General features: G+C 60.3%; 26 protein-coding genes, 3 tRNA genes and 1 riboswitch. Of the genes, 18 read left to right on the top strand and 11 right to left on the bottom strand.

Annotation, left to right across the window (positions count from 1 at the left end; genetic code table 11):
- Positions 1-72: 72 nt before the first annotated feature.
- Both D3791_RS03340 and D3791_RS03335 read left to right on the top strand, forming a co-directional pair.
- Complete coding sequence (locus tag D3791_RS03340) at positions 73-1437, top strand: cystathionine beta-synthase (RefSeq protein WP_028268349.1); 1365 nt, start codon at positions 73-75, stop codon at positions 1435-1437.
- Positions 1438-1462: 25 nt separating this feature from the next.
- Positions 1463-2620 carry a cystathionine gamma-synthase gene (locus D3791_RS03335; RefSeq protein ID WP_172511286.1) on the top strand — a complete coding sequence of 386 codons (1158 nt, stop codon included), beginning with the start codon at positions 1463-1465 and terminating at the stop codon, positions 2618-2620.
- A gap of 80 nt (positions 2621-2700) precedes the next feature.
- On the opposite strand, the gene D3791_RS03330 is transcribed toward D3791_RS03335, so the two are convergent.
- Positions 2701-3102, bottom strand: coding sequence for a hypothetical protein (locus tag D3791_RS03330; protein ID WP_022874189.1), 402 nt, complete (start codon positions 3100-3102; stop codon positions 2701-2703).
- 321 nt (positions 3103-3423) lie between these two features.
- On the opposite strand from D3791_RS03330, the gene D3791_RS03325 reads away from it, so the two are divergent.
- A complete protein-coding gene (locus tag D3791_RS03325; RefSeq protein WP_035761634.1) occupies positions 3424-5334 on the top strand; it encodes a DEAD/DEAH box helicase in 1911 nt (636 codons plus the stop codon).
- 114 nt (positions 5335-5448) lie between these two features.
- Here D3791_RS03325 and thiC read toward each other — a convergent pair whose 3' ends face one another.
- Positions 5449-7191, bottom strand: coding sequence for a phosphomethylpyrimidine synthase ThiC (gene thiC / locus D3791_RS03320; RefSeq protein ID WP_246242291.1), 1743 nt, complete (start codon positions 7189-7191; stop codon positions 5449-5451).
- Positions 7187-7296: riboswitch (TPP riboswitch) on the bottom strand. It overlaps the preceding gene by 5 nt.
- Positions 7297-7472: 176 nt before the next feature.
- A tRNA-Thr gene (locus tag D3791_RS03315) sits at positions 7473-7544 on the bottom strand.
- An 87-nt stretch (positions 7545-7631) separates the two neighbouring features.
- Between D3791_RS03315 and D3791_RS03310 the strand changes: the two genes are divergently transcribed.
- The 3 genes from D3791_RS03310 (at position 7632) to D3791_RS03300 (ending at position 8258) form a co-directional block, all read left to right on the top strand.
- The gene (locus D3791_RS03310) at positions 7632-7814 is read left to right on the top strand and encodes a hypothetical protein (RefSeq protein WP_172511284.1); all 183 of its coding nucleotides are present in this window, start codon (positions 7632-7634) and stop codon (positions 7812-7814) included.
- Between the two features lie 251 nt (positions 7815-8065).
- Positions 8066-8137, top strand: a tRNA-Thr gene (locus D3791_RS03305).
- 47 nt (positions 8138-8184) lie between these two features.
- A tRNA-Met gene (locus D3791_RS03300) sits at positions 8185-8258 on the top strand.
- Positions 8259-8380: 122 nt separating this feature from the next.
- On the opposite strand, the gene D3791_RS03295 is transcribed toward D3791_RS03300, so the two are convergent.
- The gene (locus D3791_RS03295; RefSeq protein WP_172511283.1) at positions 8381-9103 is read right to left on the bottom strand and encodes a GTP pyrophosphokinase; all 723 of its coding nucleotides are present in this window, start codon (positions 9101-9103) and stop codon (positions 8381-8383) included.
- Positions 9104-9333: 230 nt separating this feature from the next.
- Between D3791_RS03295 and D3791_RS03290 the strand changes: the two genes are divergently transcribed.
- From D3791_RS03290 to D3791_RS03235, 12 genes are all read left to right on the top strand, one after another.
- Positions 9334-10107, top strand: coding sequence for a helix-turn-helix domain-containing protein (locus tag D3791_RS03290; RefSeq protein WP_172511282.1), 774 nt, complete (start codon positions 9334-9336; stop codon positions 10105-10107).
- Positions 10108-10301: 194 nt separating this feature from the next.
- Positions 10302-11351, top strand: a complete 1050-nt coding sequence (locus D3791_RS03285) for an iron-siderophore ABC transporter substrate-binding protein (protein ID WP_172511281.1) — start codon at positions 10302-10304, stop codon at positions 11349-11351.
- Between the two features lie 57 nt (positions 11352-11408).
- Positions 11409-12452: a FecCD family ABC transporter permease gene (locus D3791_RS03280; protein ID WP_172511280.1), complete on the top strand. Its 1044-nt coding sequence runs from the start codon at positions 11409-11411 to the stop codon at positions 12450-12452.
- On the top strand, positions 12449-13549 hold the full coding sequence (locus D3791_RS03275) for a FecCD family ABC transporter permease (protein WP_425483134.1): 1101 nt from the start codon (positions 12449-12451) through the stop codon (positions 13547-13549). Before D3791_RS03280 ends, D3791_RS03275 begins: the two co-directional genes overlap by 4 nt.
- Entirely contained in the window at positions 13549-14361 is an 813-nt protein-coding gene (locus D3791_RS03270; protein WP_172511279.1) for an ABC transporter ATP-binding protein, read from the top strand. The genes D3791_RS03275 and D3791_RS03270 overlap by 1 nt, the downstream gene beginning before the upstream one ends.
- Positions 14362-14413: 52 nt before the next feature.
- The gene (locus tag D3791_RS03265) at positions 14414-15355 is read left to right on the top strand and encodes a DUF2797 domain-containing protein (protein WP_022874179.1); all 942 of its coding nucleotides are present in this window, start codon (positions 14414-14416) and stop codon (positions 15353-15355) included.
- A gap of 90 nt (positions 15356-15445) precedes the next feature.
- Positions 15446-15703, top strand: coding sequence for a hypothetical protein (locus tag D3791_RS03260; RefSeq protein WP_172511278.1), 258 nt, complete (start codon positions 15446-15448; stop codon positions 15701-15703).
- A gap of 112 nt (positions 15704-15815) precedes the next feature.
- On the top strand, positions 15816-16262 hold the full coding sequence (locus D3791_RS03255; RefSeq protein ID WP_022874177.1) for a MaoC family dehydratase N-terminal domain-containing protein: 447 nt from the start codon (positions 15816-15818) through the stop codon (positions 16260-16262).
- A 2-nt stretch (positions 16263-16264) separates the two neighbouring features.
- Positions 16265-16705, top strand: coding sequence for a MaoC family dehydratase (locus D3791_RS03250; RefSeq protein ID WP_022874176.1), 441 nt, complete (start codon positions 16265-16267; stop codon positions 16703-16705).
- Between the two features lie 2 nt (positions 16706-16707).
- Positions 16708-17907, top strand: coding sequence for an MFS transporter (locus D3791_RS03245; protein WP_022874175.1), 1200 nt, complete (start codon positions 16708-16710; stop codon positions 17905-17907).
- A gap of 53 nt (positions 17908-17960) precedes the next feature.
- Positions 17961-19022, top strand: a complete 1062-nt coding sequence (locus tag D3791_RS03240) for a UDP-N-acetylmuramate dehydrogenase (RefSeq protein WP_028268343.1) — start codon at positions 17961-17963, stop codon at positions 19020-19022.
- A gap of 45 nt (positions 19023-19067) precedes the next feature.
- A complete protein-coding gene (locus D3791_RS03235) occupies positions 19068-19598 on the top strand; it encodes a GNAT family N-acetyltransferase (protein ID WP_022874173.1) in 531 nt (176 codons plus the stop codon).
- Between the two features lie 81 nt (positions 19599-19679).
- Here the strand turns inward: D3791_RS03235 and asd are convergent, their stop codons facing one another.
- From asd to D3791_RS03200, 7 genes are all read right to left on the bottom strand, one after another.
- Positions 19680-20798, bottom strand: a complete 1119-nt coding sequence (asd, locus tag D3791_RS03230) for an aspartate-semialdehyde dehydrogenase (RefSeq protein WP_022874172.1) — start codon at positions 20796-20798, stop codon at positions 19680-19682.
- Between the two features lie 112 nt (positions 20799-20910).
- Entirely contained in the window at positions 20911-21138 is a 228-nt protein-coding gene (locus D3791_RS03225) for an NF038396 family protein (RefSeq protein WP_022874171.1), read from the bottom strand.
- A gap of 7 nt (positions 21139-21145) precedes the next feature.
- Positions 21146-21721, bottom strand: a complete 576-nt coding sequence (locus tag D3791_RS03220) for a dihydrofolate reductase (RefSeq protein WP_022874170.1) — start codon at positions 21719-21721, stop codon at positions 21146-21148.
- Positions 21718-22521, bottom strand: coding sequence for a thymidylate synthase (locus D3791_RS03215; RefSeq protein ID WP_172511277.1), 804 nt, complete (start codon positions 22519-22521; stop codon positions 21718-21720). Before D3791_RS03215 ends, D3791_RS03220 begins: the two co-directional genes overlap by 4 nt.
- 72 nt (positions 22522-22593) lie before the next feature.
- Positions 22594-22926, bottom strand: coding sequence for a GNAT family N-acetyltransferase (locus tag D3791_RS03210; protein ID WP_022874168.1), 333 nt, complete (start codon positions 22924-22926; stop codon positions 22594-22596).
- A gap of 135 nt (positions 22927-23061) precedes the next feature.
- Entirely contained in the window at positions 23062-24024 is a 963-nt protein-coding gene (locus D3791_RS03205; RefSeq protein WP_172512887.1) for an NUDIX hydrolase, read from the bottom strand.
- A gap of 44 nt (positions 24025-24068) precedes the next feature.
- Complete coding sequence (locus tag D3791_RS03200; protein ID WP_022874166.1) at positions 24069-26285, bottom strand: RNA degradosome polyphosphate kinase; 2217 nt, start codon at positions 26283-26285, stop codon at positions 24069-24071.
- Positions 26286-26289 lie beyond the last annotated feature (4 nt).

Here is a 26289-nt window from a genome sequence, read left to right as displayed (position 1 = left end):
TCACGTCCACTGCATGACGTTTCGCTACGTTCCGGAACGACATGTATGACGAGCGCCGGTAAAGTTCTTGACATGAAGTATGCGTCCACAGTTTTAGATCTGATCGGCAATACCCCGCTGGTGAAGCTCAACCACGTGACCGACGGCATCAAAGCCACGGTACTGGTCAAACTCGAATACTTGAACCCAGGCGGATCCATCAAGGACCGTATTGCGTTGAAGATGGTTGAGCGCGCTGAAGAGCGCGGCCAGCTCAAGCCAGGCGGAACCATCGTGGAGCCAACCAGTGGCAACACCGGTGTCGGCTTGGCCATGGTCGGTCAGCTCAAGGGATACAAGACGATCTTCGTTACCCCGGATAAGGTCGGCGAAGAAAAGCGCGACGTGCTGCGCGCCTACGGTGCCAAGGTCGTCGTGACCCCTACCGCTGTCGCACCGGATTCGCCAGAATCCTACTACGGAGTCTCCGACCGCCTGGTCACTGAAATCGATGGCGCTTACAAGCCGGACCAGTTCTCCAACCCAGGCGCCCCGGACAGCCACTTCGAAACCACCGGCCCAGAAATCTGGAACGACACCGATGGCAAGGTCACCCATGCGGTGATCAGCGCTGGCACCGGCGGCACCATCACCGGCACAGGGCGCTACCTCAAGCAGATTTCCGCGGACCGCGCTTCGGGACCGGTCAAGATCATCGCCGCCGACCCGGATGGCTCGGTTTACTCCGGCGGCACCGGACGCCCCTACTTTGTCGAGGGCGTCGGAGAAGACATGTGGCCGGGCAACTACGACCCATCGGTGCCCGACGAAGTCGAAGCCGTCACTGACGCCGAAGCTTTTGCGATGACCCGCCGACTGGCCAACGAGGAAGGCCTGCTACTGGGCGGGTCCTCGGGCATGGCCGTGGTGGCCGCACTGCGTGCCGCCCGCAATCTGGGTGAAGATGACGTTGTCGTGGTCATTGCACCCGATGGCGGACGCGGCTACCTTGCCAAGATCTTCAACGACGACTGGATGATGCAGCAGGGCTTCACCACCGACGAATACTCCGCACTGGACTTCATTGGCTCCGCGCTGTCCAAACAGGGCCCCGAGACGATTAGCGAAGACGCCACGCTGCATGAAGCAGCCAAGGCACTGCGTGAACAGGGCGCCGACGCGCTCGTCGTTTCCGCTGCGGCTCTTCCAGCTCGCATCGGCGAGGTGCGCGGTGTCATCGGCGCCAGCACATTGACCGATGCCCTGCTCTCCGGGGCCGAGGCAACGAGCACCATCAAGGAACTGGGAAGCCTGCCCCTGCCGCTGATCGGCGTGGCAGACACCTTGGATAACGCCCAGGAACTGCTCAAGTCCCACCCGGCCGTGCTGATCACCAAAGCCGGCGAAGTGATCGCCGCCGCCACCGCAGCAGACCTGCTGGCTTACTCGACTCGCTAAAGAATTCACTAAAGGACTGATATCGATGACCGAAAATACCCAAGGCTCCAACACTCGCTTCGTCCATGCAGGACAGGAATTCGAGCCACGCACCGGCGCCGTGGTGCCGCCATTGCACTTCTCCTCGACCTATGCGCAGGACGGCATCGGCAACCTGCGCAGCGGCTACGAATACGGCCGCGGCGGCAACCCGACCCGCGATGCCTTGCAGGCCCAGCTGGCCGGCGCCGAATTCGGCACCCATGCCTTCTCCTTCGGTTCGGGACTTGCCGCCGAAGACTCCCTGATCCGCGCCATCCTGCGCCCAGGGGATCACATTGTTCTCGGAAACGACGCCTACGGTGGAACCTTCCGCTTGATCGACCGTGTCCTGGGCGACTGGGGCATCGGCAATACGCCAGTGAACATGGCTGATGAAGCCGCATTGGCTGCAGCCATCGAGAAGAACAAGGCCAAGCTGGTGTGGGTGGAAACCCCATCCAACCCGATGATGACCATCACCGATATTGCCAAGGTCGCCGACATCGCCCACGCCGCTGGTGCCTTGCTGGTCGTGGATAACACCTTCGCCAGCCCATTCCTGCAGCAGCCGCTGACCTTGGGCGCTGACATCGTGGTGCATTCCACCACCAAGTACATCGGCGGCCACTCCGATGTGGTTGGCGGCGCTGTGATCGTCAAGGATACTGCCTTGGCGGAAAAGATCGGCTTCATCCAGTTTGCCGTCGGCGCCGTGTCCGGCCCCATGGATGCCTTCTTGACCACCCGTGGCCTGAAGACCCTGGGCGTGCGCATGCGTGCCCACTCGGAGAACGCGGCTCAGGTCGCCCAGTGGCTGCGCGAGCGCAGTGAGGTCGAGCGCGTGCTGTACCCGGGCTTCGAAGACCACCCGGGCCACGAGATCGCCAAGAAGCAGATGAGCGGCTTCGGCGGAATGGTCTCGGTCCAGTTCAAGGGCGGGGAATCCGCAGCCCGCAAGATTGCCGAAAGCACCAAGCTGTTCACCTTGGCTGAGTCCTTGGGCGGCATCGAATCATTGATGAACTACCCATCGGAAATGACCCACGCTTCGGTGAAAGGCACCGAGCTGGCCGTGCCGGTGAACCTGCTGCGCCTTTCGGTGGGCATCGAAGATCCGGCGGATCTGATCGAGGACCTCGATAAGGCCTTCACCAACCTCTAAACGGCACAAAAGGATGCGGGGAGCAGTTCATCACTGAACCGCTCCCCGCATCCTTTAAGTTTTCACATCATCGCGTCGAGCTAGCGTTTTCTCTTGGCCGGCTTGGGCGAGACGATCTTGAAGTAGCGGTTGCTGCTGGGGATCCACATCAGGGCCACGCAGAACATGACAATCGCCGCCAGCAGGGAATAGCGTCCGAAGCGCATCAGCAACGGCACGGCGGTGATCACGCCCAGCCAGGTCAGATTGGCGCGCGCTGAGCGCTGGCCCATGAACAGCCGGTAGCCGAGCACCCCGCAAGCGCAGCCAGCGGCGGCAAAAAACAGGGCCAAGGCAACGGCTCCGAAGTTCAGCGATGCATCGTCGATGTGTTCATAAATCAGGAAGCCTCCAAAGCCGAGAAACAGCACTCCGGCTAGGAGCCAAAGGAACTGGGCAATCTGCAGGCCCCCGGGAACTGGCTCGTCTGGGCGTCGCGGCAAGAGAGGTTTTTTCACACCTACAACACTACGTGCTTTGTCGCGGTGCCCGATCTCACACGGGCTGAGCACTGACAATTAGAGGTGTTACACGTTAGTGTTAAGTGTTCGCGAACATCAGGTTTTTCCTTCGCATCCAGCCCAATTTTTGAGGCCGGAGCCTTCTCGTGTTGTATTTTCCGCAAAGTGTGTGCGGGTCTTTATGTCATAGGGGAGCGCTTGGTGAGCGTGACTTGTATCTGACTGTGCAGCCTATACGTCGTTTCTTTGGGGACGGCCAAGGCCCATCCCCAACGAATGAGGTAATTCTTCGTGTCTTCTGACATGCCCGTAAACACCGACGACAACCAGACCCCAGAAGAACCAACGGTTCTTTTCTCCGAACTTGGTCTGGACGCCCGCGTGCTTGCAGCACTGGCTGACCTGGGCTATGAAAAGCCATCGCCAATTCAGGCCGCCACCATTCCAATGCTTCTCGAAGGCCGCGACGTTGTCGGCCTGGCTCAGACCGGTACCGGTAAGACCGCCGCCTTCGCGCTTCCTGCCCTGTCCCGCATGGCAGAGCTGGCTGACACCAATGGTCCAGCCCGCACCCCACAGATCCTGGTTCTGGCTCCAACCCGCGAGCTGGCTCTTCAGGTTGCTGAGGCTTTCACTTCCTACGCCAAGTACCTGCCTGACTTCACCGTCTTGCCAGTGTACGGTGGCTCGCCATACGGCCCACAGCTCAACGGCCTGCGCCGCGGTGCCCAGGTTGTCGTTGGTACCCCAGGTCGCGTAATCGACCACATCAACAAGGGTTCCCTGGACCTGTCCAACCTTCAGTACGTTGTACTGGATGAGGCTGACGAAATGTTGCGCATGGGCTTCGCCGAAGAGGTCGACAAGATCTTGGAAGCAACCCCAGCAGAGAAGCAGGTTGCCCTGTTCTCGGCCACCATGCCACGCACCATCCGCCGCATCGCTTCGGAATACCTGCGCGACCCGCAGGAAGTTGCCGTCAAGTCCAAGCAGTCCACCGGCACCAACATCACCCAGCGCTACCTGCAGGTTATGGGTGCCCACAAGCTGGACGCCATGACCCGCATCCTCGAATCCGAGGAATTCGACGGCGTCATCACCTTCGTACGCACCAAGATGGCTACCGAAGACCTGGCTGACAAGCTGAAGGCCCGTGGCTTCACCGCTGCAGCCATCAATGGCGACATCCCGCAGCAGCAGCGTGAACGCACCGTCGAGAACCTGCGCTCGGGCAAGATCGACATCCTGGTCGCAACCGACGTGGCAGCTCGTGGCTTGGACGTGGAGCGCATCAGCCACGTCATCAACTTCGACATCCCGCATGACACCGAGTCCTACGTGCACCGCATCGGACGTACCGGTCGTGCAGGCCGCTCGGGTGACGCGATCCTGTTCATGACCCCACGCGAAAAGTACCTGCTGCGTGCCATCGAAAAGGCTACCCGCCAGCCGGTGACCCAGATGCAGCTGCCTTCGCTGGATTCGGTCAACAACCGCCGTATCCAGAAGTTCACCGATCGCATCGATCAGACCATCAGCGGCCAGGACCTGACCACCTTCCGTGAAATCGTCGAGAAGTTCGCCGCTGACCACGAAGACCTGGATCAGCTGGAAATCGCAGCTGCTTTGGCTCTGATGGCTCAGGGTGGCCGTCCATTGCTGATGACCGAACCAGTGGTTTCCCCTTCGAAGAAGGCCCGCATGGATCGCGACCGCCCAGAGCGCGGAGACCGCGGCGACCGTGGAGATCGCGGTCCTCGTGCCCGCAAGACTGCTGCTGCAGGCAACGCCATGTACCGTCTGGCCATCGGCCGCCGCAACCGCGTGCAGCCAGGCTCGATCGTTGGCGCTTTGGCTAACGAAGGCGGCTTCAACTCCTCGGAAATCGGCGGCATTGAAATCCGTTCGGACCACACCTTGGTTGAGTTGCCAGCAGAGCTGAGCAAGGACCAGTGGCGTGCACTGTCCAAGACCCGCATCGGCGGCGAGCTGATCAGCATGGAGCTTGACTCCGGTCGTAAGCCACGTGGCGATGACGAAGGCGACCGTGGTGGATTCCGCGGTGGACGCGGCGGGGACCGTGGTGGATTCCGCGGTGGTCGTGGCGGTGGCTTCAACGACCGCCGTGGTGGCGGCGAGAAGCGCTTCGGTGGTCGCGGTGGCAAGGATCGCTTCAGCGATTCGGGTCGCAGCGGTGGACGTCGCGACTACTAAGCCAGCGCTTCTGCAGCTCGCTAGATAGCACAGCACAACGCCCCTGGATCAAGCCGAAAGGCTTGGCCAGGGGCGTTGCCCGTTTAAACCGCAGGCAGCGCGGCTGAACCAGATCTACGAGGTGGTATTGCCTACCGGGATCTGGTCGCCGAGATACACCGTTCCTCCGCTGTTGATGAATTCCTTGCTCTTCGCAGCCATTCCCGCCACTGCGGCCTGTTCTTGAGCGGAGCCGTACTCGTCACGGATGTCCTGCGATATCCGCATGGAACAGAACTTCGGGCCGCACATGGAACAGAAGTGCGCAGTCTTGGCAGGTTCCGCCGGCAAGGTCTCATCATGGAATTCCTGCGCGGTCACCGGATCCAGGCTCAACGCGAATTGGTCATTCCAGCGGAACTCGAAACGCGCCTTGCTCAACGCATCATCTCGTGCGGTGGCCCCCGGATGGCCCTTGGCCAGGTCTGCGGCGTGGGCGGCGATCTTGTACGTGATGACACCGGTCTTCACATCATCGCGGTTAGGCAATCCCAGATGCTCCTTGGGCGTGACATAGCAGAGCATCGCGGTGCCGTAGCGGGCGATTTCCGTGGCCCCGATGGCGCTGGTGATGTGGTCATAACCAGGGGCTACATCGGTAACCAGGGGACCGAGCGTATAAAACGGAGCCCCATCGCACAGCTCCTGCTGGCGCTCCACATTCTCTCGGACCATGTGGAACGGAATATGCCCAGGACCCTCCACCATGACCTGCACGTCGTACTCCCAAGCACGCTTGGTCAATTCGGCCAAGGTATCCAGCTCTGCGAATTGGGCGGCGTCATTCGCATCGGCGATGGATCCTGGCCGCAACCCGTCACCCAAGGAGAAGGCGACATCGTACTGGGCGAAGATCTCGCACAGCTCATCAAAGTGGGTGTAGAGGAAGTTTTCTTGATGATGGGCCAGGCACCATCCAGCCATGATGGACCCGCCGCGCGAGACGATTCCGGTGACCCTGTTCGCGGTCAGTGGGACGTAGCGCAACAACACGCCGGCATGGATGGTCATGTAATCCACGCCTTGCTCGCACTGCTCGATGACGGTGTCGCGGAAAATCTCCCAGGTCAATGCGTTCGCTTCGCCATTGACCTTTTCGAGAGCCTGGTAAATCGGCACGGTGCCGATGGGCACTGGTGAATTCCTGATGATCCATTCGCGGGTGGTGTGGATGTCATCTCCAGTGGATAGATCCATAACCGTGTCAGCGCCCCATTTGGTGGCCCACTGCAATTTGGAAACTTCTTCTGCAATAGAGCTAGTCACCGCGGAGTTGCCGATGTTCGCATTGATTTTCACCAGGAACGCTTTGCCGATGATCATCGGTTCTGATTCTGGGTGATTGATATTGGCTGGGATGATCGCTCGTCCTGAGGCGAGCTCGCTGCGCACCAGCTCTACATCGCATTCCTCACGCAAGGCAACGTATCGCATTTCCGGGGTGATGATCCCGGCACGGGCGTAGTGCATTTGCGTCACGCTTGCCCCGTCAGAGGCCTTGAGCGGAGGAGCGGAGCGTCCAGCCCATTCTTCGCTTGCCGTGCCGCGGCGGACCGCTGAACGGCCATCATCATGCAGATTCCGTTCACGCCCCGAGTACCGTTGGACGTCACCACGTTCAAGAATCCAGGATTCTCGAAATGGCTTGAGCCCCTGTGTGGCTTCGCTTCCCGGGCCACTGGTGCGGTACACATGTAGTGGCTCGTTGGGCTGGCCATTGGGGGAGTCCGCAAGACTGATTTGCGTAACCGGAACGGAAATCCCATCAAATTCGCGGAACGCGAGAGAGTGGGCGGAATGCTGTTCAAATTGTTCCATTGAGAAACTCACTTCCTTCGCCGGCATTACCCGGACAGGTTCAACGGTCGCGGACGGCTGCAGTCCGATCTCAGCCCCTGCCATGGGGCTCCCGTGTGGTCGGAGATGACACTAGCATGAAAATTTCTGGTGGCGACAACCAGGGTCAACATCGTGACAGCGGAGCGATGAAGGGAACCGGGAAAGGAACGAAGAAAAATTGGTCGGATTCGGGCCAGGAATAAAGTCCGTGGAAAACGAAAAGAGAGACAATCTGGATTCAGATTGTCTCTCTTATTTCGAGCCCCCTGCCGGAATCGATCCGGCGACCTCGTTCTTACCAAGAACGCGCTCTACCACTGAGCTAAGGGGGCAACGAGTAAATACTCTACACAGGTTTTTGGCGTTTGCAAAATCCTGAACGAATTTGTAGCTGAGGTCACAAGACTCCTACTCAAGCCATGAATGATGGCTATATTCCAAGCATCATCCAGGCGTTCATGATGGTTGGAAAAATTGCCGACTTTCGGCGCTCGATTTCCGATCAGCCGGTGGCGGAAAACGGTGACAAGAGATCTATTGGCCAAGTGCATTGGATTTATCTTGCTGCCCTGTTAAGTGGCACCACCTCGCATGGGAACTAGAGGTTTCAGGCATCGATTCGCTTGGGGAATGGGCGGCAGATCCAGGTGGCCATTATTTGGGGTTTGACCACCAAATTCTGCTCAGTGAGCATCGTCACCAAAGCACTTTTGTGCCAAGGATCGTCCCGCGCGAACCGTGGGATTGAGGAGAGGTGTACCTGACTAGTAGTTATTCGAGATTCAAGCCGTCGTTCGACGGCAAGATGCCGATTTTTGTTTGCGCGAGAATCCGTGTAGAGTATTTACTCGTTGCCCCCTTAGCTCAGTGGTAGAGCGCGTTCTTGGTAAGAACGAGGTCGCCGGATCGATTCCGGCAGGGGGCTCTGAGTGAGAAGCCTTCTTGGCTTCTACTGGATTGCTTCTCACTTGTGGCGGCGTAGCTCAGCTGGTTAGAGCGCACGACTCATAATCGTGAGGTCCCGGGATCGAGTCCCGGCGCCGCTACAGATTTAGCCCCGGAATCCTGTTGGATTCCGGGGCTTTCTCGTCCCCGGAATTTCTGGAAAATGAAATGCCTCCGAGTGCATCAAATTTGCAGTCGGAGGCATTTCATCGTTTAACGTGGGCTACTCTGTCTCGCCCTGGTCCTTGCTCGTCGAGGCTTCTTTGGCGAGCATTAACAGACCTTGGATTACGTCTGAATCCACTTCTTGGCCCTCGGATTTTTCATCGTTGGCATCATGGCCATGAACTTCTGTGTGCAGTCGCTGCATCTGCATATCAAGCTTCGTAGCGACAGCCGCGGCGTCGGCGAGCTCTGTAGCCAAATGCGCCGGTACTTCACCGTCGTATTTGTAGAAAATCTTGTGCTCCAGGCTGGCCCAGAAATCCTGGGCGATCGTTCGGATCTGCAGCTCGACGACGACATTGACCGGCCCGTCGGAAAGGAAGACGGGGATTTCAACAATGGCGTGCACGCTCTTGTATCCGCTGGGCTTTGGGTTCTTTATATAGTCCTTGATCTGGATGACGCGGATGTCATTTTGCGCCGTCAAGGTATTGAGTACCTTGTAGATGTCTTTCACGAAGCTGCAAGTGATTCGGACGCCGGCAATGTCGCTGATGTTTTCGCGGATTGCCGTGAGTGAAGGATGGATATTCCTCTGGCTCACTTTGCGCATGATGCTCTCAGGTGTTTTCACCCGGGAGGTGATGTGCTCAATGGGGTTGTACTTGTGCAGGTAGAGGAACTCTTCACGAAGAATTGAGACCTTGGTGAGTACCTCGTCGACGGCAAATTGGTATTCCATCATGAAACGCTGGAACTGAAGCCGGAATGCCTGGGTCATTTCTTGTAGTTCGCCAGAGCTCAGATTTGCCGTAGAAGGCAGCGGGATGACGCCGCTATTGTCCTCTGGGTATGGAGTGGAAATCCTAAATCACCTCTACAAGTTGGGGCGATGTCAACAGACATGAACGCTCTATAGTTTTAGCGTAGGTCATCCGTCTAAGAATTAGGCTAGAAGAAGTCGTGAATCTATCAGGTGGACGTGGTGATTCGCGTAATGGAGGGCAGGGCATGATTGAAGAGCGGAAGCTGCCAGCCTATGCAGCCGGCGCGATTGACGTTCCGTTTGTCATTGGATTTTTTCAGGAACGCGTTCAGGTGGATACCTGCTGGCCATCGCATTCCCACCCGACCCATGAGCTGCTCTGGAACCAGCAGGGCGTATCGTCGGTTAGTGTTGGCCCGAAGACGTGGACCATCACCCCGGTGCTCGGTGTCTGGATGCTAGCAGGTGTTTTGCACGAGGGGACTGCTCGGGCGGCCAGCGTGTGCAATATGAGCCATTTCGGAATCGCCAGCGTCGATTCGATTGCCGAAGAGCCCGTTCCTGTTGTCATCACCCCGCTATTGCGCCTGCTCTTGGAACGCCTTGCCGATCCGGAGTTGACGCAAAAGTCCCGTGCCGTCACGGAAGCCGCAGCGATGGATAATCTGCAACCCGCACCGGGGTGCCTGGCTATTCACGTGCCGCAGTCCGAACTTCTGCAACCGATAGTCGCAGAGATGATCGGCCAGCCGAAGCCTGCGCCCAGCCTCCAGCAATGGGCCGAGCGGTTGGGGGTGAGCGGTCGAACGATCTCCCGGGCGTTCCAGGCGGAAACCGGTATCGGATACTCGCGATGGGCAGGTTCATTGCATGCCCAGCAAGCCATGGAGATGGTGGCCAGCGGCGAAGATCTTCAAGATATCGCCCAACTTTTGGGGTTCAGCTCGCAGAGTTCGCTGGGAGCGGCGTTTCGCCGGAACACCGGGTTCACGCTCTCATCTTTCCGTGACTCCAAGTAGGTGTGTCAGTTTCGCGTGAATATTGTCAATTTCGCGTGATTGCGAACTTTTGGCGCTATCAATACGATAGGGAGGAAAGGCTCACCTAAGTGGATTGCTCAACGGGACTCATTCGTATTACATGACGTTGCTCTTGTTGCCATAAAGCACCCGAAGGCTGAACACACTCGCTGACACCTCGTGGAGAATCACCCATGCTCGCATCACGCCGCACCTTCTGGAAACCTGCTGCCCTCATCTCAGCAGCAGCACTGGCATTGACCGGTTGCTCATCAGCCGCGACCGGCTCCGAAGAACAGACTGCTGCCGCATCTGCAGATCAACAGAGCTTCCCCCAGAGCATCAAACATGCGTTGGGTACCGCGGAAATCGAGAAAAAACCTGAGCGGATTGCCACCGTGAACTGGTCCAACCAGGAAGTTCCGCTGGCCCTCGGCGTCGTCCCGGTAGGCATGGCCGCCGCGAACTTCGGCGACGACGACGGCGATGGCATCCTGCCATGGGTCGAGGAGAAACTCACTGAGCTCGGCGGAGAGACTCCCGTGCTCTTTGAAGAAACCGACGGCGTGGACTTCGAAGCCGTCGCTGATTCGAATCCTGACCTGATCCTGGCCGGGTACTCGGGTCTCACCAAGGAAGACTACGAGACCCTGAGCCAAATCGCACCAGTCGTGGCCTATCCCGAAGCCGCCTGGTCCACCAGCTGGCGCGAGAACATCGAACGCAGTTCCCGAGCCATGGGCCAAGAAGCCGAAGGCAAGGAAATGATCGAGGGCATTGAAAAGGAAATTGCTGAAGGCCTCGAAAAGCACCCGAACATCGCCGGGAAATCGGTGATGTTCGTGACCCACGTGGACCCAGCGGATCTGTCCACGGTCAACTTCTACACCACCCACGACACCCGTACCGCGTTCTTCGATGATCTTGGCATGACCACCCCGAAGGCTGTGGCCGAAGCATCCAGCGGTGAAGTGAAATTCTCCGGAGAAATTTCCGCAGAGAATGTTGATGAGCTTTCGGACGTCGACGTCATTGTCACCTACGGTAATGACACCCTCGTCGACACGCTCGAAGCAGACCCGCTGCTCTCCCAAATGCCAGCAGTCAAAAACGAAGCAATCGTCGCCCTGGACGGCAGCGGACCACTGGGAACCGCAGCCAACCCCACTCCATTGGCGATTTCCTGGGTGCTCGATGACTACCTGGATCTGCTGGAAGAAGCAGCAGCCAAGGCCGGCAAATAACAGCCGGATCACCTCTGTCTGCACACCGAAAGCTGAAGGTCGGGGAAACCCCTCACTATGAATGAAGTAGCGACCCGTCGCGGCGTGGCTAGCGAACAAATTCGCCAGCCACGCCGCCGGCGTCTGTTCTGGCTGATCATGGCAATTCTCATCCTGCTTGCGCTGGCTCTAGGATCCGTGGCCATCGGAGCCAGAAACGTCTCGCCGGCAGAAATCTGGGAAGGACTGCAGGGGCACAGCGACAACGTATCCCAAGCAGCAGTCGTCAAACGCGTGCCCCGCACTGTCCTGGCGCTGGTCATCGGCGCCGCCCTGGGGCTCTCCGGAGCGATCATGCAAGCGGTGACCAGGAATCCGCTAGCGGACCCCAGCATCCTCGGGGTCAACATGGGCGCATCCCTCGCAGTGGTCATGGGCATCACCTGGTTCGGCGTCACCACCGCCCACGGCTACATCTGGGCCGCGATCCTCGGCGGAGCCATTGCCGCGGTTTTCGTCTACGTGGTCGGCTCCATGGGACGCGGGGGAGCGACCCCGTTGAAATTAGCGCTGGCCGGCGCAGCAACCTCGGCGGCGCTGACATCCTTTGTCACCGCGATTTCGCTGCCCCGCGGGGATCTTGCTGACATCATCCGTTCGTGGCAAATTGGCGGCGTCGGCGGCGCGACCTTTGCCAACGTAGCGCCCATGCTGCCCTTCTTGGCCGTGGGACTTGTCATTGCGATGGGCAGCGCCAATTCGCTGAACTCCTTGGCCTTGGGCGATGAACTCGCGGCAGGGCTCGGGGAAAAAGTCATGCTGGTCCGCGCCGTCTCGGCGCTGTCAGCGGTCATCCTCTGCGGTGCCGCTACCGCCATGGCAGGCCCGATCGGTTTTGTCGGACTGGTAGTCCCGCATATGTGCCGCCTGCTGGTGGGCGTTGACCAGCGGTGGCTCCTGCCCTTCTCCGCGTTGGCAGGAGCTGGCTTGCTGGTATTCTCCGACATCCTCGGACGCATCGTCGCCCGGCCCGGAGAACTCGACGTTGGCATCCTGACCGCCCTGATTGGCGCGCCGGTCTTCATTATCATGGTGCGCCGTTCAAAGGTACGAGAACTGTGAACACATCCACTCCACAGGCCACAACGCAGGCCTCGGACCATGCACCGACCACGAGCACCGGCGAACGCGAAGCCCTGATCAACCAGCTGCGCAGTGCCCGCGGGCAACGCGCCAGGCAACGCCGGATCATCATTGCCATTCTCGGCCTGCTGGTGCTGGCCGTGGTCATAGCCAGCCTGTGCCTAGGCCAGACCAATTATTCACCAGCCCAGGTATGGCAAGTGATCCTTGGCCACAAGGTCCCGGGCGCAAGCTTCACCGTCGGCACCCTGCGGCTGCCGCGTACCGCCATCGCCCTGGTGGCCGGCTTGAGCTTCGGGCTGGCCGGAGTGAGCTTCCAGACCCTGCTGCGCAATCCATTGGCCAGCCCCGACGTCATCGGCATCAGTACTGGCGCCTCCGCCGCGGCGGCCTTCGCGATTGTCATCCTCTCGCTCTCGGGCACCGTGGTCTCCGTCTTCGCCATCGTGGCAGGACTGCTCATCGCAACCCTGATCTACCTGCTCTCCTATAAGGGCGGGGCCGCCGGTACGCGGTTGATCCTGGTTGGCATCGGCGTAGCCGCGATGCTGGAATCGCTGATCAGCTGGGTGCTGACCCAGGCCGGGCAATGGGACCTACAAGAAGCCACCCGCTGGCTCACCGGAAGCCTTAACGGCAGCACCTGGGCTGAGACCCTGCCAGCGCTGATCGCCCTGGGCATCCTCGGACCGTTGCTGCTGAGCCAGACAAGATACCTGGACAGCCTCCAGATGGGCGACGACACCGCGGCGGCCATGGGCACGCGGGTCGAACGCACCCGGATCCTGGTGATCATGGCGGCCGTCGGACTGATCTCCTTCGCCACCGCAGCCACCGGCCCCATTGCGTTCGTGGCCTTCCTCTCCGGCCCCATCGCCAGCCGGCTGATCGGGGCCCGCGGATCAAAGCTCATCCCGGCGGCACTGATCGGCGCGCTGCTCGTGCTGGTGGCCGATTTCGCCGGCCAATACCTCTTGGGAACCAGATTCCCAGTGGGCGTGATCACCGGCGTGCTCGGCGCCCCGTATCTGATCTACCTCATCATCCGAACCAATCGTGCTGGAGGCTCCCTCTAATGCCACCTCGTGAACTGGCCGTCCAAGACCTGCAGGTCGGATACGGCGAACGCACCATCATCGACGGCCTGGAACTGGCTATCCCGTCCGGCGAGATCACCTGCATCGTCGGGCCCAACGCTTGCGGCAAATCCACCCTCTTGCGCTCCATGTCCAGGCTTCTGCGCCCTAAAGCAGGGCAGGTGCTTCTAGATGGCAAAGACATCCACCGGATGCAGCCCAAGGCCCTGGCCAAGATGCTCGGCCTGCTGCCGCAAAACCCCATCGCACCAGAAGGCATCACCGTCGCAGACCTCGTGGGCCGTGGCCGCCAACCTCACCAGGGGCTTTTTGCCCGCTGGAGCAAGGATGACGATGCCGCGGTGGCCGAAGCCCTCGAAGTCACCAACACAGTGGAATTAGCTGACCGCCCGGTGGACGAGCTTTCCGGTGGCCAGCGCCAGCGCGTCTGGATTGCCATGGCCCTGGCCCAAGGCACCGAGACCCTCCTGCTCGATGAGCCAACCACCTTCCTGGACGTCAGCCACCAGCTGGACGTGCTGGATCTGCTCACCGACTTGAACCGGCAACGCGGGACGACCGTGGTGATGGTGCTGCACGACTTGAATCTGGCGGCCCGCTATTCGGATCACCTCATCGCCTTGCGTGACGGATCGATCCGCGCCCAGGGCAAGCCTGAAGAAATCCTCACGGCGCAGGTAGTCCATGAAGTGTTCGGGCTGCAGTGCCAGGTGATTGCCGACCCGAGCACGCTCAAACCGCTGATCCTGCCAGCGGGACGCCACCACATGCTGGAGCATGCAGGACTGTAGCCGACACTGCGGCGTGCCCTAAGGTTGGAGGGGTAACTCCAGGAAGGTATTGATGGAACTCGCTAGCGTTTCCCGGCAGCTCTGCCACGGCATCAGCTACTCGCAACATGAACCTGCGCCCATGCTCCGGTTGCGCACCTCGGAGAACTGGAAGACCGAATACCTTGAACAGAACCGCTCGCTGAGCTTGGATGTCGGGGAGATGAAATTCTGCCTCGGCTACATCACCATGAATCGAGACGGTTCACGCAATGTCCTGCCCTGCCCCAAAACCAAGGCCCTGCGCACCGGCACCCAGTGCGAGAGCTGCCGCCGGCTGGACCACTCCAAATTCATGCACCACTTCCACAAGACCGGTGAAGCCCCCGAAGGCATGCGCAAATACCTAGAACAACCGCATTTCCTGTATATCGCCAGCTTCGCCCACGGAGCCACCAAGGTCGGAACCACCTCGACCCAAAGCCAATGGACTCGCTTGGCGCAGCAGGGCGCGGTGATTGCCCGCTATATCGCGCGCGCCAACGACGGTACCGCCATCCGCGTCCTGGAAGACCTCGTGACAGAACATGTTGGCTTGAGCCAGCAGGTGCGGCAAAAGTCCAAGATCAAGGGACTGGTCGGCTGGGAACTGGACTACCAGCAGCTTGACGCCATCAACCAGCAGGCCGCGAACCAGGCCCGTGACTTCCTGGCTGCCCAACGCGGTCTGGACACCTATGGGGTCCAACTGCGTGACGAGCTGTGGGAACAGCCACGCTTCGCCCGTTCGGTGATTGATGCCTGGAACAGCAGAAGCCTGCATGCATGGTCCACGCCTGTGCCCGGATCCCGGCACAAGCTGCGCATCCGCGGGGTTCTGGGCCAAAGCATCATGGCCGACAGCGGAGAAGGCACAACCTTGCGGCTGCTTGATGCCGCCGAGCTCAAAACCCGGCAAGTGGACATTGCAGAGGAGCGCGGAGAATTCCGGGAGGAACAGTCGGCCCTGTTCTAGGAATCCCAAAGTTGACCTGTTGGTGGAGTCACGGGGAAATGCCGCATAACCATTGAGTGCTCAAGCGCGGGCTGAACTAGACTTGAACTCATGACCAACACTCCTTGGGAAGCGGCCTCACCGCGCTATAAGAAGCTCGTCTTCACGGCTATGGCCATTATGGGAATCGGCATCATCCTGGCGATTATCGGAGCCAACATTCCATCCTTGCCTACGGTATACACCGCCATCGGCATCATGCTCGTGGGCATGCTCTGCCATATCGCCGGCATGGTTGTCCGAGCCAAGGACGCCCGCCAGTGGCGCATCGAGAACGGACTGGCCGCTCCACGCGCCTCCAAGCGCTAGGCCGACGACGCACAATAGTTTCAGCCAAGACCACACGGCAGGTGACGGGCCACGGCAGAGAACACTTGCTGCAGCACGTCATCTTCAGTTACAACAACGTTCAGGAGAATCCATGGGCATCAATCCCGAACTGGTGGGGCGCGTATTCCCCGCCGGCGAGTCCTACCAGGTAGGACGAGAAAAGATCCGCGAATTCGCACACGCCACCAAGGCCACGTCGCCAGCCCACTTCGATGTGCAGGCCGCCCAGGAATTGGGCTACTCCGATGTTGTCGCCCCGCCGACTTTCGCCATCATCATCGCCCAGCGCGCCGACGCGCAGCTGATCGCCGACCCGGCCTCCGGGATCGACTTCTCCCGCGTGGTGCACGCGGACCAGCGTTTCACCCACCACCGTCCAATCGTGGCCGGAGACGAACTGGTGGCAGAACTGCATGTCGACCAGGTCCGCGAAATGGGCGCCGGCGCCATGATCACCACCCGCGCCGAAATCGCCACCGTGGCCGGCGACAAGGTCGCGACCACCATTTCATCGCTACTGGTACGAGCTGAGGACTAAGCATGATCGAATTCGAAAGCCTTGAAAAGGGAACGGCCATCGGTTCCCACACCGTACAGGTCAACCGCGCGGACCTCGTGCGCTACGCGGGTGCCTCAGGGGACTTCAACCCCATCCACTGGAACGAACGCTTCGCCAAAGAGGTAGAGCTCCCATCGGTGATTGCCCACGGTATGTTCACCATGGGCTCGGTCATCGACCTGGTCTCGCAGTGGGTAGGGAACCCCGGAGCCATCATCGACTACCAGACCCGCTTCACCAAGCCGGTAGTGGTCGAAGACCCGGAAGGCAGCAACCCGAGCGACTTCGAAGGCACCAGCATTCTTGTCGAGGGCAAGGTCGGCGCCCTGGATAGCGAGAAGCGCACCGCCCGCATCGATTTGGCCGTCACCGCCAATGACAGCAAGGTACTGCTCAAGTGCCAAGCAGTGGTGCAGCTCTAATAATGCACCCAACCGGTACTGCGCAGCCGCCAGTGGCCCACTGGCGCAATGCGTTGATGGCTGCCTACCTCGCCAGCGGACTGCTGATCTCCGCATTGGTCTCACGGCTCCCGGCAGTGCGCGACGCGCTTGGCCTCGACCACGCCAATGTCGGACTGCTCCTGCTGTGCATGAGCGCAGGATCCTTCCTCTCGGTCTCGGTCTCCGGACAGCTGGTGCTGCGCTTGGGCGCAGCCAACGTCATGCGCATTGCCGCGACCATCGGCGGCGGATCCCTGTTGCTGGTGGGCATCGGCACCGGGGTGCTGGGAAGCACCCTGGCCTGCGGGATCTTCCTGTTCACCCAGGGGCTGGGCACCGCCTCGTGGAATGTTGCCTCCAACGTCCAGGGTGCGGCCATGGAGCGGGCCCTGGGCAAAAGCATCATGCCGGCCCTGCATGGATTCTTCTCCATCGGAACCGTGATCGGTGCCGGGATCGGCGCTCTGGCCGCTGGCCTTGGCCTGCCGCTGCAGTACCATTATGGGCTGATTGGCCTGATCATCATCGGCACCGTGCTCTACAGCTCCCGGTACTTCGGCGAAGACAACAGCCGCACCCCGCGCACCTCTAACGGGCCATCGCTCAAGCGTGCCTGGACCGAACCGCAGACCGTGCTGCTCGGCGTGCTGGTCTTGGGCATGGCGCTCGCCGAAGGCGCTGCGGGGGACTGGGTCGCGTTGGCACTGGCCGACGGGTACCGGACCAGCGAAGCGACCGGAGCTATCGGCTACGGCGTGTTCGTCACCGCGATGACCTTGACCCGGCTGCTTTCCGGGGACTTGATCCTGCGCCTTGGCCGGGTCGTCATGATCCGGGCGAGCGCCATTTGCGCCTTCATTGGGGTCCTGCTGTTCGCCTTCGGCCAGAACCTGCCGTTGGCTTTCATTGCGCTGGCCATCTGGGGCATGGGCGTTGCCTTGACCTTCCCGCTGGCCATGAGCGCGGCCTCCGACGATCCGCTGCACGCCGCGACACGTGTAGCAGTAGTCTCCACCATCGGATACGGTGCCTTCCTCGGCGGCCCGCCGCTGTTGGGCCTGCTGGCGCATGCCATCGGCTTGCTGCCTGCACTGGGCTCCATCTCCCTGCTGATCGTTGTGGCATTCATCCTCTCCTCGAATACCGCAGGATATCCGCAAGAAGAACGTCCCGAGAACTAGACTGTTGACCTGGGCGCACGCCAAGGCCTCGACACTGAAAGTACATGGAATCAATGCTGAAAAACCTGACTACAACCCGCGTTGGCGGCTCGGCGCAGCAGCTGGTCACCGCCACGAGCGAAGCCGAACTTGCCCAGGCCGTCGCCGCTGCCGATAGCGCCGGACACGCGGTCTTGCTGATTGGCGGCGGATCCAACTTGGTGATCAGCGACGAGGGGTACCCGGGCGTAGCCATCCAGATTGCCACCCGCGGCCTTCACCTCGACGAGCAGCCATCGGGCAAGGTATTGCTTCGCGCTGCCGCCGGCGAAAGCTGGGACGCCACCGTCGAATACAGCCTCGTCCAGGGCCTGAGCGGCCTTGAAGCGCTCTCCGGGATTCCTGGCTGCACCGGTGCGACCCCGGTGCAGAACGTCGGCGCCTACGGGGCAGATGTCTCGCAGACCCTGGCCTGGGTCCGGGTATATGACCGCCAGAGCAGCCAGGTGCTCAAGCTGGATAACAGCCAGCTGGAATTCGCCTACCGCGACTCGGTGATCAAGCGGACCAGCACCAACGGCTCGCCCCGCTACGTGGTCCTGGAAGTCGCCTTCCTGCTTGAGCGCGAGAGCCTTTCAGCGCCCATCCGCTACGCAGAGCTGGCCCGGCGCTTGAATGTGGAAGCAGGCGAGCGTGCCGATGCCCACCTGGTGCGCCAGACAGTTCTTGAACTGCGCCGGTCCAAGGGCATGGTGTATGACCCCAAGGATGCGGACTCGCACTCCACCGGCTCCTTCTTCACCAACCCGATCGTCGAGGCTTCGGTGCTCGAACGGTTGCCGGAGAATGCCCCTAATTACCCGGTGCCGCAAGAGGGCCTGGTGAAGCTGTCGGCCGCGTGGCTGATCGATCAGGCAGGCTTCACCAAGGGCTACGGGCTGGAAGGGACCGACGGGTACCCGGTGGCGCAGGGCCGCGCCTCGCTGTCCACCAAGCACACCCTGGCCATCACCAACCGCGGCGAGGCTGGGGCCGCGGATATCGTGGCCATCGCCCGCGCAGTGCGTGACGGGGTCCAGGAGCGTTTCGGGATTGTGCTGGTCAACGAGCCGCTGCTGATCGGTTTGGAGCTTTAGGAACACAGCGGTACCGTCGATAGATCTGCAGAAAGGGCCGATAAGATGCCAGAACTTTCCTTGCGCAAACTCTCCGAGCGCGACATCGATCTCATCGAGGAGAACTTCCAATCCTTCGAAGGCGCCAGTGCCTGGCAATGGTTCGGATTCTGGGATACGAATAAATTGCGCACCCGGCTGGCCAAGGACCAATTCATCGGCAGCGACGATGGGGCCCTGGCTGTCTGCCTGGGGGAGGAAACCATCGGCAAGGTGGATTGGTTCAGTATCACCAGCTGGGGCCGTGCCAATACCTCGGCCTGCTGGGAGATCGCCATCGGGCTTTTCGCGCAGCACCGGGGCAGAGGTTATGGAACCGAGGCGCAGCGATTGCTGGTTGACTATCTCTTCGCGCATTATCCGCGCCACCGGATCCAAGCGACCACCGCCGCGCAGAACATTGCGGAGCAGCGATGCCTGGAGAAACTGGGATTCAGCCGCGAAGGGCTGATCCGGCAGTCGCAGTGGCGCGATGGCGCCTGGCATGACCAAGCGATCTATTCATTGCTTCGCCGCGAACACTCGCCAGCCGACTGAGAATGACGCAGCAACGCCGAGGGGCCGGTGCCGAACATTTCTGTTCGGTACCGGCCCCTCGGATTAACTCAGTGCCTGAGCTTAGAGGCGGCCCTGGGCGATAGCCAGCATGCGGCGCAAAGGCTCTGCCGCGCCCCACAGCAGCTGGTCACCGACGGTGAAGGCCGAGATGTACTCAGGACCCATTTCCAGCTTGCGGATGCGGCCCACCGGGATGTCCAAGGTGCCCGAGGCAGCGACCGGTGTCAGCTGGTTCATGGTCGCTTCCTTTTCATTCGGAATGACCTTGGCCCACTCGTTATCAGCTGCCAGAATCGACTCGATTTCGGAAACCGGGAGGTCTTCCTTCAGCTTCAAGGTCAGCGCCTGGGAGTGTGAACGCATGGCGCCGATGCGGACACACAGGCCATCCATGATGATGTGGTCCTCGCCGGAAGTCTGCAGGATCTTGTTGGTCTCCATGCCGGCCTTCCACTCTTCGCGGGACTGGCCATTCCCCAGGTCGGCATCGATCCATGGGATCAACGAGCCGCCGAGCGGGACGCCGAACTGCGCGGCATCCAGGTTGCCGCGCTGGGTTTCGAGCACCTTGCGGTCGATCTCCAGGATGGCGCTGGCTGGGTCAGCCAGCTCGGAAGCTACCGAGGCGTTGATGTCGCCGAACTGGGTGAGCAGCTCGCGCATATGGCGGGCGCCGCCGCCGGAAGCAGCCTGGTAGGTCATCGCGGTGCCCCACTCAACCAGGTTGTTCTTGAACAGGCCGCCCAAGCCCATGAGCATGCACGATACGGTGCAGTTGCCGCCGACGAAGTCCTTCACTCCGGAGGCCAGGGACTGGTCGATGACATTGCGGTTCACCGGGTCCAAGACGATAACCGAGTCGTCGTTCATGCGCAGCGTGGATGCTGCATCGATCCACAGGCCATCCCAGCCGGTCTTGCGCAGTTCTGCATGGACCTTGGAGGTGTAGTCGCCGCCCTGGGCAGTTACGATAATCGGCAGCTTCGAAAGCGTCTGGATGTCATAAGCATCCTCGAGTGCGCCAGCGCCTTCAGCAAAGGAAGGGGCCTGGCCGCCGGCATTCGACGTGGAGAAAAATACCGGATCGATCTGCGCGAAGTCGCCCTCGTCGAGCATGCGCTGCATCAGCACGGAGCCAACCATGCCACGGTAACCTACAAAACCAACAGATGAAGTCATGTCTCCATCGTAGGGCTCATCAGGTCATGGAGCCCGGTTCGTTACAGCAGTTAAAGCAGAATCACACCCAAGCCCCAGCAAGGTTCAGGTGTGATTCTGTACAGCGAAAGTTTTACTTTTCCTCAAGCAGCCGCTTGCGATTGTTGATCGCCCAGACGGCAGAGAAGATGAAGATCTGGGCTGGAACCAGCAACAGGATCAGCCCGAAGATCTTGTGGCCGCCAAGGACCATGAAGAAGCCGAGGGCAGCGACAACAAGGGCCAGGAGCGGAAAGAGCATGTAGCCGAGAACGAAGAGTGCTTCGGGGTGTGTTTTGAGCTCTCCGATGTATTTTTTCATGGTCGTCTTAGTCCTTTTGGCGCAGCCAGGTTTCAAATCGGTAGCGGGTACCAGTGGAAGAGACATGCCAGTTGGCATCGTCAGAATCAAGTGCGGGTTCGGTGGCTCCGATTGCGAAGTCGCCGGAGAGCTGTGGAGCGGAGGTATCCCCGGCCGGTTCCAGATCCAGCTTGGTAATCACCGCGACATCCAACAGTGGCAGAGCTTGGGCATATACCTTTCCGCCGCCAATGATCCAGATTTCTTCACCGCCCTCTGCTTTGCGAGCCAAGGCGAGAGCCTCATCCATGGTTGATGCGGGGACCGCGCCTTGTCCACGCAGCTGCTCATGCAGGTCAGCCTGTGCGGTGAGCACGATATTGGTGCGCCCTGGCAGGGGGCGGAACTTCGCCGGGAAGGAGTTCCAGGTTTCCCGGCCCATCACCACGGGGCGGCCAGCGGTAATGCGCTTGAAGTGGGCCATGTCCTCGGGGACATGCCATGGCATGGTGCCCTGGGCCCCGATGATCCCGTTGTTGGCCTGGGCCCAAATGGCACCGACCAGCGGTTCTAGCTGGTCGGCATGGCGCGCTGCTTCGGTCATACGGCGACGGTTCCCTTGATCGTTGGGTGGTGCTGGTAATCGTTGATGCTGAAGTCTTCCAGCGTGTAGTCGAAGATCGACGCAGGCCTGGAATTGAAGCTCAGCGTTGGATATGGGTAAGGATCGCGGCCGAGCTGTTCCTTAACCTGTTCCAAGTGGTTGGTGTAGATGTGCACGTCGCCGCCGGTCCAGATGAATTCGCCTGGCTCAAGATCCAGTTGCTGGGCCAGCATCATGGTCAGCAGCGCGTAGGAGGCGATGTTGAATGGCACGCCGAGGAACATGTCGGCACTGCGCTGGTAGAGCTGGCAGGAGAGCTTGCCGTCGGCCACGTAGAACTGGAAGAAGACGTGGCATGGAGGCAACGCCATGTTCTGGATCTCGGAGACATTCCATGCGGAGACGATATGGCGACGCGAGTCCGGATTGTTGCGCAATGAGTCGACCAGCTGGGAAATCTGGTCGATGCGGCCACCATCAGGGGTGGGCCAGCTGCGCCACTGGACGCCGTAGACCGGGCCAAGCTCGCCCTCATCGTCGGCCCATTCGTTCCAGATGCGCACGCCTTGATCCTGCAGCCACTTCACGTTGGATTCGCCGCGCAGGAACCACAACAGCTCAGCCACGACCGACTTGAAGTGCACTCGCTTGGTGGTGATCAGCGGGAACGAGTCTTGAAGATCAAAGCGGATCTGGCGCCCGAAAACCGAGGTGGTTCCGGTACCGGTGCGGTCTTCTTTGGCGGTGCCGTTTTCCAGCACGTCCTTGAGCAGGTCTTCATAAGGCGTCGCAATGTTCACGCACCCCAGTTTAGTTCACCCTGTCCATCGGGTGAACATCCCAGCAAGATGACTCTTCTCGCAGTGGCTGAACTAGCTGGGATTCACGACCATGGTTTTGTACTCAGGGTAGCGGCGCAGATAGTCCTGGACATAGCTGCACTCCGGAATGATCTTCAGGCCTTCATTCTTGAACCGGTCAAGCACCAGCGTCACCAGCGCGCGGGCATATCCGCGGCGGCCGAATTCCTCGTTGACGATGGTGTGCTGGATGGTCACTACGTCGCCCTCGCGGTAGTAGCCCAGGAAGCCGACAAAGGTGGAACCGTGCCAGAGCGAGAAGCGCCCGCGGCTTTCGTCATGGTCAAGGCGCAGGCCATGGTGAACAACTTTTTCAACTGGTTGCTGCGGCTGCTGTGCAGTCATGGCATTTCCTCGATTTCGGGTCGGATACATCTGCTGGTAACAGTATTATCCCTAATCGGAGCCGAATGCAACGGATTTGAGCAGTTGCGCAGGATATAGCAAGGCCCCGCCAAGAAGCGGGGCCGAGCGCGGAGTTTAATCGTGGAATGGAGTGTGCATTTCGAAGGAGACGATCCGCGCTTTTGCGCCTTGGACCTGCTGGGCGACAATCAGCGATCCAGGTTCCAGATAAGGGTCATCCTTCGGCAAAGACTTCGCCAGCTTGGGCGAGGAGTTCTTGGCTAGGACCTCCAGGACAAAAGGCAGCACCGGGCGGTGCGTGCAGATCACCTGTGAACGGTACTTGTCGAAGAGCTTCTGCACGGCGCGGCGGGCGCGCTCAGGATGCCGGGTGGCCGCGTGTTCGGTCAGAGCCCTCAGGTTCTTCATCTTCATGGCATGCAAGGAGGCATACGGCGAGATGGTCTGTACGCAACGAAGCCACGGCGATGAAGCGATGAAAGCCGGCTGCCACGCTTCGAGCATGCGCGAGACTGCCTGGGCCTGGCGACGGCCGGTAGCGGCCAATGGGCGCTCGCCCTCAGCGCGCGTCCATTTGCCCCGCGGCTTGGCCTTGGCATGGCGGATGATCAGCACCGGTTGGGTATTCAGCGTTCCGTTCTTGTGCGCCTTGACCAGATCCAGCAGCGGCTGCACATCGGTGGGGTTGGTCAACAGCTGGGCGGCTTTCTTGGCGCTGACCCATTGGGTGTCATCGCATTCAGCGCCGTCTGGATCAACCACCGTTTGCGCATCGCTCTTGGCCGCCCAGTAATAGACCACCTTGGACTTCTGCTTCACCGAGTACGCGGTAGCCGACAGCGGGATGCCCAGGGTGATGCGCAGCCCGATTTCTTCACGCACTTCACGGATCGCGCATTCTGCGATCGACTCGCCTGGATCCAGTTTGCCCTTGGGCCAGGACCAGTCGTCATACTTTGGACGGTGGATCAGCAGCACTTGCAATTTGTTGTCGAGTATCCGCCAGGGGATGGCTCCGGCTGCGATGATGTCGAAGTCGCCGAGGGTGATTTCCTCGGCATCCACCGAACGGATGATCTCACGAACCCGCTGGGTGGCTTCGTGCAGTTGAGGCTCGGTCACTAGCTGTTACGTCCACTGTTGCGTCGGCGGGCATGGTCTTCGATGAGCCAGAACTGGATGTCGGTCAGCGGCTTGCCTTCCTCGTCCTGCGAATGGCGGGTCCATTCGCCATCGGAGTTCAGGTGCCACGAGGCAGTGGTATCGGCCATGTAGAGGTCGAGCTGCTTGAGCAGGTCCTCGACATCTTCCGGATTACGCAGGGAGACCAGTGCTTCAACTCGCCGGTCCAGGTTGCGGTGCATCATGTCTGCGGAGCCGATGTAGACCAGCGGGTCACCGGCGTTGGCGAACATGAAGACACGGCTGTGCTCGAGGAAGCGGCCCAGGATGGAACGCACTTCGATGTTTTCACTCAAACCGGGAACGCCCGGGCGCAAGGCGCAGATGCCGCGAACGATGACTTCGACCTTCACACCAGCCTGGCTGGCCCGGTACAGCGCATCGATAATCGCTTCGTCAACGATGGAGTTGACCTTGATGACCACCTTGGCGTCGATACCGGCCTTGGCGTTGGCGATTTCCTTCTCGATATGAGCCAGCAAGCCGGTGCGCACCGAGCGAGGGGCAACCAGCAATCGGCTGTAGGTCGAGCGAGGAGCATAGCCCGAGAGCTGGTTGAAGAGCTTGGAAACATCTTCGCCGACAGCGTCATCGCAGGTAAGCAAACCGAAATCTTCGTAGTAGCGAGCGGTGCGCGGGTGGTAGTTGCCGGTGCCGATGTGGCAGTAGCGGCGCAGCTTGTCGCCTTCGCGGCGGACCACCAACGACAGCTTGGAGTGGGTCTTCAGGCCCACGATGCCGTACACCACGTGCACGCCGGCCTGTTCCAGCTTCCTGGCCCAGGAGATGTTGGCCTGCTCGTCAAAGCGTGCCTTGATCTCCACCAGCGCCAGGACCTGCTTGCCGGCTTCGGCGGCATCGATCAGGGCATCGACAATCGGCGAATCGCCACTGGTGCGGTAGAGGGTCTGCTTGATGGCCATGACCTTCGGGTCAGCGGCAGCCTGCTCCAAGAACGCCTGAACGCTGGTGGAGAACGAATCGTACGGGTGGTGCAGCAGGATGTCGCGGCGGCGGACAGCGGCGAAGACGTTGGCGGCCTTGGCGGTTTCCGACTCGTTCAGGTAGCGGGAGGTGTGCCCGACGTGCTTCGGGTAGTGCAGCTCGGCACGGTCCAATGAAGCAATGACGCCCAGTCCACGCAGATCCAACGGCGCGGGCAGCTTGAAGACTTCATCTTCCTCAACGGCCAGTTCGCGGGTCAGCAGCTCCATGATTTCAGGGTTGATGTCATCAGCGACTTCAAGGCGTACCGGAGGACCGAAACGACGGCGCAGCAGTTCCTTCTCCAAGGCCTGGAGCAGGTTCTCTGCATCATCTTCTTCGACTTCCAGGTCCTCGTTGCGAGTGACGCGGAAGAAGTGGTGCTCAACGATTTCCATGCCTGGGAAGAGCAGTTCAAGATGCACTGCAATCAGTGCCTCCAGCGGGATGAAGCGTGCGCTGCGATGCGAAGAATGCGCCGCGCGGGTTCCATCAATGCTGATCAGCCGGGCGATGGTATCCGGGACCTTGAGGCGGGCAAAGAGCTGCTTGCCGGTCAATGGGTTGCGAACCACCACAGCGAGGTTCAGCGACAAGCCGGAGATATAAGGGAACGGATGGGCAGGATCCACGGCCAGCGGGGTGAGTACCGGGAAGACTTGGGAAACGAACCATTTGGAGAGCACATCGCGTTCACCGGCGGAAAGGTCATCCCAGGTTGTGATCCGGATTCCCTGCTCGGCCAGATCAGGGGAGACCGACTCTGAGAAGACCTTCGCGTGGCGGGTCTGCAAGGCGTGGGCGGAGGACAGGAGCAGCTCCAGCTGATCCACCGGGTTCATGCCGTTGGCTGCTGGCACTGCCAGGCCTGCGGCGATGCGGCGCTTGAGACCTGCCACGCGAACCATGAAGAATTCGTCGAGGTTCGAGGCGAAGATCGACAGGAAGTTCACGCGCTCCAGCAACGGCAGCGTCGTATCCTCGGCCAGCTCAAGCACGCGGGCGTTGAAGTGCAACCAGCTCAGTTCTCGATCGAGGAAACGCTCGTTATTGAATTCGCCGTCAGGGTGCAGGTCCGGAAGTGAATCAGCAGGCTCTATTCTGTCCTCATTAACTTTTGAAGAGGGAACATCGCGTAATTGAGAAGTAGTTTCCTGGGGGGAGCTAGTCATCTGC

This window comes from Glutamicibacter mishrai (assembly GCF_012221945.1).
In the GTDB taxonomy this organism is placed as follows: domain Bacteria; phylum Actinomycetota; class Actinomycetes; order Actinomycetales; family Micrococcaceae; genus Glutamicibacter; species Glutamicibacter mishrai.
Note: the sequence above shows the minus strand (reverse complement) of the source record. Positions and strands in the feature narration are given on the sequence as shown.

Coding starts and splice junctions, on each gene's coding strand:
- D3791_RS03340 (WP_028268349.1), top strand. CDS start 73: ATGAAGTATGCGTCCACAGTTTTAGATCTGATCGGCAATACCCCGCTG.
- D3791_RS03335 (WP_172511286.1), top strand. CDS start 1,463: ATGACCGAAAATACCCAAGGCTCCAACACTCGCTTCGTCCATGCAGGA.
- D3791_RS03325 (WP_035761634.1), top strand. CDS start 3,424: ATGCCCGTAAACACCGACGACAACCAGACCCCAGAAGAACCAACGGTT.
- thiC (WP_246242291.1), bottom strand. CDS start 7,191: ATGGAACAATTTGAACAGCATTCCGCCCACTCTCTCGCGTTCCGCGAA.
- D3791_RS03310 (WP_172511284.1), top strand. CDS start 7,632: ATGAATGATGGCTATATTCCAAGCATCATCCAGGCGTTCATGATGGTT.
- D3791_RS03295 (WP_172511283.1), bottom strand. CDS start 9,103: ATGACCCAGGCATTCCGGCTTCAGTTCCAGCGTTTCATGATGGAATAC.
- D3791_RS03290 (WP_172511282.1), top strand. CDS start 9,334: ATGATTGAAGAGCGGAAGCTGCCAGCCTATGCAGCCGGCGCGATTGAC.
- D3791_RS03285 (WP_172511281.1), top strand. CDS start 10,302: ATGCTCGCATCACGCCGCACCTTCTGGAAACCTGCTGCCCTCATCTCA.
- D3791_RS03280 (WP_172511280.1), top strand. CDS start 11,409: ATGAATGAAGTAGCGACCCGTCGCGGCGTGGCTAGCGAACAAATTCGC.
- D3791_RS03270 (WP_172511279.1), top strand. CDS start 13,549: ATGCCACCTCGTGAACTGGCCGTCCAAGACCTGCAGGTCGGATACGGC.
- D3791_RS03265 (WP_022874179.1), top strand. CDS start 14,414: ATGGAACTCGCTAGCGTTTCCCGGCAGCTCTGCCACGGCATCAGCTAC.
- D3791_RS03260 (WP_172511278.1), top strand. CDS start 15,446: ATGACCAACACTCCTTGGGAAGCGGCCTCACCGCGCTATAAGAAGCTC.
- D3791_RS03255 (WP_022874177.1), top strand. CDS start 15,816: ATGGGCATCAATCCCGAACTGGTGGGGCGCGTATTCCCCGCCGGCGAG.
- D3791_RS03250 (WP_022874176.1), top strand. CDS start 16,265: ATGATCGAATTCGAAAGCCTTGAAAAGGGAACGGCCATCGGTTCCCAC.
- D3791_RS03245 (WP_022874175.1), top strand. CDS start 16,708: ATGCACCCAACCGGTACTGCGCAGCCGCCAGTGGCCCACTGGCGCAAT.
- D3791_RS03240 (WP_028268343.1), top strand. CDS start 17,961: ATGCTGAAAAACCTGACTACAACCCGCGTTGGCGGCTCGGCGCAGCAG.
- D3791_RS03235 (WP_022874173.1), top strand. CDS start 19,068: ATGCCAGAACTTTCCTTGCGCAAACTCTCCGAGCGCGACATCGATCTC.
- asd (WP_022874172.1), bottom strand. CDS start 20,798: ATGACTTCATCTGTTGGTTTTGTAGGTTACCGTGGCATGGTTGGCTCC.
- D3791_RS03225 (WP_022874171.1), bottom strand. CDS start 21,138: ATGAAAAAATACATCGGAGAGCTCAAAACACACCCCGAAGCACTCTTC.
- D3791_RS03220 (WP_022874170.1), bottom strand. CDS start 21,721: ATGACCGAAGCAGCGCGCCATGCCGACCAGCTAGAACCGCTGGTCGGT.
- D3791_RS03210 (WP_022874168.1), bottom strand. CDS start 22,926: ATGACTGCACAGCAGCCGCAGCAACCAGTTGAAAAAGTTGTTCACCAT.
- D3791_RS03200 (WP_022874166.1), bottom strand. CDS start 26,285: ATGACTAGCTCCCCCCAGGAAACTACTTCTCAATTACGCGATGTTCCC.